Below are 6,366 nucleotides of genomic sequence, written 5' to 3'. Positions count from 1 at the left end.
GGGAAGCGTGGTCGTCGTGCTCCCGCCCGTTGTCGTTGTGGTGCCCGGAAGCGTGGTCGTCGTGCTCCCGCCCGTTGTCGTCGTGGTGCCCGGAAGCGTGGTCGTCGTCGTTGATCCGCCGGTTGTTGTCGTGGTGCCCGGAAGCGTGGTCGTCGTGCTGCCGCCGGTTGTCGTCGTCGTACCGGAGGTTGAGGTTGTGGTGCCGCCACCCGTGGTCGTGGTCGTGCCGGGAATCGTTGTCGTGGTGGTCGTCGAGCCGTCCGTATCGTCGTCACCGGTGTCGTCGTCACCCGTGTCGTCGTCGAATTCGGTGTCGTCGTCGGCGTCGTCGTCGGAATCCGCGTCGTCGTCCGTATCCGGATCAGGCGCGTCGTCGTCGTCGTCGCCGCCGTCATTGCGGCCCGGTTCGTCCGACGAGCCTTCCTCGCCGCCGCCGCCGCACGACGAGCCAAGGGCCACAAACGCCGCCACGAGCAAAGCGACAATCGCCAGCGCACGGTTTTTCCGGAACATTTCCCCCAACCCTCACATAAAGATGCAAAGCACCGATTTTTTGGGCGACGGGATCATATCATTGCCGCAATTTGGCCACAATGTCGCCGGCCGTCTTGTGCGAGCGCTTTTTTCCCCTCGTCCTCCGGCCCGGCCCCGACTGGCGGCGCGCGGGATCTGTCGCGCTTCATCGATTTTTCTGGTCATTTGAACGATGAAAAACATACAATATCGTCAAATTCGTGACCCGCGCTGGAGTCTGGAATGCGAATCGTACAACGGCGGCATCTACCGATCCTGTCGATCATCGCGGCGCTGACGCTTCTCCCGATGTTGACGGGTTGTTCATGCGCCGAAAACGAACCGATGCGCTCCGTGTCCGACAACGATGATGTGGTTCCGCGGACGTTCAATGACGACGAGGAACCGTCCGAAGATGAAGATAATGGTGAAATCTACGATGACGACGAACCCTCGGACGCGGAGGTTCTCTGGTTCGACGACGCCCCGCTGAGCGCCGATCTGTTGACCTTCGACCTCGTCGCGGGCGGCGCGATCGGTTATTGGGGCACGTCGGCCGTTGTCGACTCCGAAGATCGCCTGGTCGTCGCCGCGATTCACGGCCGCACGCTCTATCTGTTCTATCCCGACGACGAGCGCCCTTACGAACGCGTGGTGGGCATGGCCGAATATCCCCATCTGGCGATTGGATATCTCGACGACGCTCCGCGCCTGGTCTACCACGATCCGCTCCGCCGTCAGGCCGGATTTGCGGTTCGGAAAGACGGGGTCTGGTCGATTTCAACCATTTCCGGCGCGGATCGTTGCTCCGCGATCGTTCAGACCAACCGAACGCACGCCGCCTGCACCGCGGGCGATGAGGTGCGCGTCTATACGCTCGAAAACGTCGAATGGACTTACGAGGTCATCGAGTCCTACGCCGGCGATCTGTGGCCCGCTCCCGCGTTGACCTTCGATTCGGTCGGCGCCCTCCATCTCGCGTATATGTACGGCGCCGACGAACTTTACACGTTGCGTTACGCGACGAATTTCCTCGGCGAATGGAACGTGGAGACGGTCGATACGCGCGAAAAACTTTCCGCCGTCGCCATCGCCATAAACTCGCACGACCAACCCGGCGTCGCGTATCTCGGCGAAAACGGTGGCGAGAGTATTCTGAGTTCCCAGGTTCACTTCGCGCGACGCGACGGTCGCGGCATTTGGGCGCGATACACGATCCAGGACGCCGATCACGCTCCGTTCATTTCGATGGCGTTTCTGTCGGAGGATCGCGCGTCCATCGTGTATTCGAACTATTACAGCGATCTTGAAATGATCTGGCAAACGGATGACGGCGAGGGCGACCCCTTCTTCCGTCCGTGGGACGCTAGCAGAATTCATCCGGCTCTCGGCACAGTCTGGCCAAACGTCGTCGTGGACAGCGAAAAACAAGCTCGCGTCGTTTATTCGTCCTATGAGCAATTATGGCAAAGTGACGTCGCGCACTGGGGCTTTGGTGAAGCCACACTCATCCAGCCGTCGCCGACAACGGCGCTCGAAAGCGGCATCGCCGTCACTCCTTCGGGCGATCCGCGAGTCGCGTTCGAGGGATTTCTCCAGGCGACGCCCGCGTGGTCGGCCGAATACATCCGCATATATTCGGCGTCGGAAAACGCGGAGGAGCTGTCCGGTTGGGAGCGAGACGTCGTCGTGGAAAGTCCGTGCGGAATCGTGGACCCGGATCTGGCCATCGGACCAGACGGCGCCGAACATATCAGTTTCGGAGAATGCGTTGCCGCAGGCGAAATCAAGCTGGCTTACGCCACCGACCGCACCGGCGATTGGGTCGTACACCGGGACGAGGAACGTGGAGATCAAACCGCCATTGCGGTCGGACCGGGCGGAACGCCTCATATTGCTTACGCGCGCGGCCGCGAATACCAACGTATTGATCTGAGATACGCCGCCGGAAGCGCCCGCGGCGGCCTCGATTTGTTCCCCGTGTTTTTGGATGCGGCGCCGTTGGGTCCCGGCGCCATCGACGTCGATCAAAGCGGAAATCCGCATATCTGTCATGAATCGTACCCCTATGGCGTATTGTCACACGCCTGGTTGCAACGCGGACACTGGCAATCCGAAACCGTGGCGGACACCTATTCCTGGTGGTGCACCCTACGCATCGACGCGAACGATCACGTTCACGTGCTCTACGAGAACGACGTCCAGAAACTGGTTTACGCGAACGACGCAAGCGGAACATGGGTCAGCGAGCCGGTCAGTGATCTACGCGAATGGGGCGACTTCGTTCTCGACGATCGAGGCATGGCGCACATCGCGGCGTTTCACTGGCCGACGCGGGAGATCAACTACGTGACGAACGCCTCGGGATCATGGACGCGGCGCCTCATCGATCGCGGAGACGGGCTTTCGGGATATATCTCGCTTGCGATCGCGCCGGACGGGATGCTGCACGCCTCGTGGGCCGGGTACGGAGGCATATGGCACACGGCATGGCCGGCCGACCGGATCGTGCCGCCGGAAATGGTCACGGAATGAGCGAAATCAAGATCCGAAAAGCGACCGACGACGACCTCGAGCGCCTGGGCGTTTCCGATTGGGCGACTTGGACCTGCAAACCCAGCACGTTCGATTGGGAATACCGCGACAAGGAAACCTGCTACGTGTTGGAGGGCGAGGTCCGCGTGAAGACCGGCGCCGGGGAGGTCTCGTTCGGCGCGGGCGATATCGTCACGTTCACGAAAGGTTTGCGCTGCGTGTGGACCGTCATCAAGCCGGTGCGGAAGGTCTACAGGTTCAACGTGCCGGGGGAGTAAGGCCACCGGCGAGCGGCTTCCGGCTCGAATTCGCTCCATCCCAAGACGGGTTACTTGCGATGACCTTCCAGCCTTCCAGTCTTCCAGTCTTCCAGTCTTTCAGTCTTTCAGCCTACCTGTAGTTGTTCCGAATCTCCTCCGCGCGACGTACCACCTCCTCGCCGACATCCTCCGGCAGGTGCGCGAGCGTCTCGCTGACCTGCTCCGGACTACGGAATCCGACGATGGCGCTTGTCACCTCCGGGCGACGCAGCACCCACGCGACGGCGATGGCCTGCACCGTCACGCCGGTCTCGCGCGCGAGCGCGCGCAGTTCGTCCACCATCGTCAGGTTCTGTTCGAGCCTTTCACCGTAGTTGACGTTTTTCGTGCGCCGCCAGTCTGTCGGGTCCAGACTCTCCACCTTCTCGCGCGAAAAACTTTCGGTCAGTACGCCGCACGCGAGCGGCGAATACGCCACGACGCCCATGCCGTTCTCACCGCAATACGGCAATATCTCGTCCTGCACGCCGGGGGCGAGCATGCTGTAGGGCGGTTGCAGGCTCGCGATTTTGCCGATCCGCGCGACGCGGCTCATCTGCGCGACGTTGAAGTTCGACACACCCCCGAAACGCACCTTTCCCTCCTTCACCAGGTCGCACACGGCGCGCCATCCCTCCTCGATGTCCTCGTCCGGGTCCGGCCAATGAATCTGGTAGAGGTCGATGCGCTCGAATCCCAGGCGCGAAAGGCTCGCCTCGCATTCGCGTTTCACCGAGTCGTATTTCATGCCGCCACGAACCTTGCGATTCTCATCCCACTGCAGCGCGCATTTGGTCGCCACGAAGGGGTTGTCGCCGCGCTCGCGCACCGCGCGGCCGACGATCGTTTCCGAATGCCCGAGGCCGTACACCGCGGCCGTGTCGATCCAGTTGATTCCCGAATCCAGCGCCTTGTGGATCGCCGCGATCGATGCCGCGTCGTCCTGCTCGCCCCACGTGAACTCCCAGTTACCGCCGCCGATCGCCCAGGCGCCAAATCCGATTTCCGTCAATTCGATGCCCGAATCGCCAAGCTTGCGCGTGCGCATGTCGTCTCCTTAAAGAATCCGGGGTTGAAGGCGCAACAGGCCCGCGAGTATAAACGACTCTTGGCGCGGCGGTGTGCCGCGCGTCACGGAGGGATCGCATGAAACTGCGCGCCGAATACAACTCGATCCGGCTGCGTTTGTCGCCGAAAGAGGCCGAGGTGCTTGCGGCCGGCATTCGCGTGGACGGCATGGTCTGCTTCGGCCCGCGCGAGGCGGATCGCCTGACCTTCACCGCGGACCGCGGCGGCGACGCGCCGCTGGCGATCGATTACGTGCCGGGCAAGGTGCACGTTTTCGTCTCCGCCGCCGAATGCGAACGCCTCGCGAATAAGGACGGCGCGTCCGTATCCGTCGACCACGACGCCGGGGAAGGCACCACGCTTCGCGTTATCCTCGAGCGGGACCTGCACGGCTGATGGCAAAATATCCCCGCATCTATTCCTGGAACGTGAACGGCATGCGGGCGTGCGTCTCGAAGGGCTTTTGCGAGTGGATGGAACGCACCCGAGGCGACATCGTCGCGATGCAAGAGGTGCGCGCCGGCGCCGACAGAATTCCCGAAGCGGTCCTTTCTTTCGACGGCTATCGCACGCACTTCTACCCGGCCCAGCGCGCGGGCTATAGCGGCGTCGGGCTGATGTCGCGCCGCGCGCCGGACGAGATCGTCACCTCGATCGGCGAGACGCGGTTCGACGCCGAAGGCCGCGTGCAGATGGCGCGTTTCGGCAAGCTGCTTATCGTCAACGTGTACGTCCCGAACGGCAACGGCAAGGACCGCGATCTTTCGCGCATTCCGTACAAGCTCGATTTTTCGCGCAGGCTGTTCGATGTGCTTGAACCCGAGCGGCGCGCTGGCGGTCGAATCCTCGTCATGGGCGATTTCAACACGGCGCACGAGGAGATCGACATCGCGCGCCCAAAGGACAACGTGAAAAACAGCGGCTTTCGCCCGGAGGAGCGCGCGGAGTTTGGCCGCTGGCTCGAAGGCGGCTGGATCGACACGTTCCGCGCGTTCGAGAAAAACGGCGGGCACTACACGTGGTGGAGCCAACGATTCGGCGTGCGCGAGAAGAATATCGGCTGGCGCATCGACTACATCCTCGCGTCGCCCGCCGCGATGGAGTTCGTAAAACGCGCCGAAATTCATGCACACGACAAGGGTTCGGACCACTGCCCGATCAGCGTGGCCGTCGTACCGGGAATCTTCAAGTAGGCTGGAAGGCTGGGAGACGGGAAGGCTGAAAGGTCGTCGCAATTCCGGGATGTGCGCGTGCCCGACTCAATCCTCAATCCTCGATCCTCGATCCTCTCCTTTTCTATCCGCGAAATCCGCGTAATCTGCGGACGAAACCCGCGATTCGTTCGGAGGCTCCATGCGTTACGCCGTTTTGACCATCAGCGACAAAGGCTCCATCGGCGAGCGGGAGGACACTTCCGGTCCCGCGCTGCGCGAGATCATGAACGCCTCCGGCTGGACGTGCGCGTACCACGGCATCATCCCGGACGACATCTCGCGCATCGAGTCCGAATTGCGGCGCCTGGCCGACAACGAAGATGTCGGACTCATCCTCACCACGGGGGGTACAGGCCTGGCCCCGCGCGACGTGACGCCCGAGGCGACGATGGCCGTGGCCGATCGCGAAGCCCCCGGATTTGCCGAGGCGATGCGCATGACGACGTTCGCGAAGGTGCCCGCGGCGATCCTCTCGCGTGGTGTGTCCGCCGTGCGCGGCCGGACGCTCATCGTCAACCTGCCGGGCAGCAAAAAGGGCGCGACCGAATGCCTGGAGGTGATCGAAACGGTGCTCCCGCACGCCGTTCGCCACCTGCGCGGGGAAACCGATCGGCACGACAACGCACCGGCGTGCGTGGACAAATGACAATGTCGAATGGGAAATTTGGAATGGGGAATGGAACACACCGGCGTCTTCACGCGGAGACGCGAATGCGCCGACGACGAAACGGGCCGCG

General features: G+C 62.5%; 7 protein-coding genes. 5 read left to right on the top strand and 2 right to left on the bottom strand.

What is annotated here, in order from left to right:
* Positions 1–513 (bottom strand): hypothetical protein (locus tag K8I61_16205; GenBank protein MBZ0273581.1); only part of this gene is annotated, 513 nt, incomplete at its 3' end.
* 243 nt (positions 514–756) lie between these two features.
* Here K8I61_16205 and K8I61_16200 point away from each other — a divergent pair.
* Together K8I61_16200 and K8I61_16195 are read left to right on the top strand one after the other, a co-directional pair.
* On the top strand, positions 757–3,048 hold the full coding sequence (locus tag K8I61_16200; GenBank protein ID MBZ0273580.1) for a hypothetical protein: 2,292 nt from the start codon (positions 757–759) through the stop codon (positions 3,046–3,048).
* The gene (locus tag K8I61_16195; protein ID MBZ0273579.1) at positions 3,045–3,326 is read left to right on the top strand and encodes a cupin domain-containing protein; all 282 of its coding nucleotides are present in this window, start codon (positions 3,045–3,047) and stop codon (positions 3,324–3,326) included. Before K8I61_16200 ends, K8I61_16195 begins: the two co-directional genes overlap by 4 nt.
* 112 nt (positions 3,327–3,438) lie before the next feature.
* Here the strand turns inward: K8I61_16195 and K8I61_16190 are convergent, their stop codons facing one another.
* Positions 3,439–4,395: an aldo/keto reductase gene (locus tag K8I61_16190; GenBank protein MBZ0273578.1), complete on the bottom strand. Its 957-nt coding sequence runs from the start codon at positions 4,393–4,395 to the stop codon at positions 3,439–3,441.
* A gap of 98 nt (positions 4,396–4,493) precedes the next feature.
* On the opposite strand from K8I61_16190, the gene K8I61_16185 reads away from it, so the two are divergent.
* The 3 genes from K8I61_16185 (at position 4,494) to K8I61_16175 (ending at position 6,275) form a co-directional block, all read left to right on the top strand.
* A complete protein-coding gene (locus tag K8I61_16185) occupies positions 4,494–4,811 on the top strand; it encodes a hypothetical protein (protein ID MBZ0273577.1) in 318 nt (105 codons plus the stop codon).
* A complete protein-coding gene (xth, locus tag K8I61_16180) occupies positions 4,811–5,608 on the top strand; it encodes an exodeoxyribonuclease III (GenBank protein ID MBZ0273576.1) in 798 nt (265 codons plus the stop codon). Before K8I61_16185 ends, xth begins: the two co-directional genes overlap by 1 nt.
* Before the next feature lie 160 nt (positions 5,609–5,768).
* Complete coding sequence (locus K8I61_16175) at positions 5,769–6,275, top strand: MogA/MoaB family molybdenum cofactor biosynthesis protein (GenBank protein ID MBZ0273575.1); 507 nt, start codon at positions 5,769–5,771, stop codon at positions 6,273–6,275.
* Positions 6,276–6,366 lie beyond the last annotated feature (91 nt).

Source organism: bacterium (genome assembly GCA_019912885.1).
GTDB lineage: Bacteria > Lernaellota > Lernaellaia > JACKCT01 > JACKCT01 > JAIOHV01.
This window is presented reverse-complemented; position numbering and strand designations above follow the sequence as displayed.

Coding starts and splice junctions, on each gene's coding strand:
- K8I61_16195 (MBZ0273579.1), top strand. CDS start 3,045: ATGAGCGAAATCAAGATCCGAAAAGCGACCGACGACGACCTCGAGCGC.
- K8I61_16190 (MBZ0273578.1), bottom strand. CDS start 4,395: ATGCGCACGCGCAAGCTTGGCGATTCGGGCATCGAATTGACGGAAATC.
- K8I61_16175 (MBZ0273575.1), top strand. CDS start 5,769: ATGCGTTACGCCGTTTTGACCATCAGCGACAAAGGCTCCATCGGCGAG.
- xth (MBZ0273576.1), top strand. CDS start 4,811: ATGGCAAAATATCCCCGCATCTATTCCTGGAACGTGAACGGCATGCGG.
- K8I61_16200 (MBZ0273580.1), top strand. CDS start 757: ATGCGAATCGTACAACGGCGGCATCTACCGATCCTGTCGATCATCGCG.
- K8I61_16185 (MBZ0273577.1), top strand. CDS start 4,494: ATGAAACTGCGCGCCGAATACAACTCGATCCGGCTGCGTTTGTCGCCG.